Origin of the sequence: uncultured Endozoicomonas sp. (assembly GCF_947495845.1) — a bacterium.
In the GTDB taxonomy this organism is placed as follows: domain Bacteria; phylum Pseudomonadota; class Gammaproteobacteria; order Pseudomonadales; family Endozoicomonadaceae; genus Endozoicomonas.
This window is the reverse complement of the sequence record NZ_CANMAO010000132.1, coordinates 1-209: the sequence shown is the minus strand read 5'-3', so window position 1 is coordinate 209 and position 209 is coordinate 1. Positions and strand designations below refer to the sequence as shown.

Here is a 209-nt window from a genome sequence, read left to right as displayed (position 1 = left end):
TGGTGGGTGATGACGGGATCGAACCGCCGACATTCTGCGTGTAAAGCAGACGCTCTCCCAGCTGAGCTAATCACCCATTGAACTTTTCACAATCAGACGTTAAACGTCTTTGTCACAGTGTCTTTCCAGAAGAAAGTGGCGGACCGGACGGGACTCGAACCCGCGACCTCCGGCGTGACAGGCCGGCATTCTAACCAACTGAACTACCG

Annotated in this window: 1 tRNA gene; it reads right to left on the bottom strand. The window is 54.5% G+C overall.

Annotated features, from left to right (window positions below):
• Positions 1-76, bottom strand: a tRNA-Val gene (locus tag Q1B11_RS20395).
• Positions 77-209 lie beyond the last annotated feature (133 nt).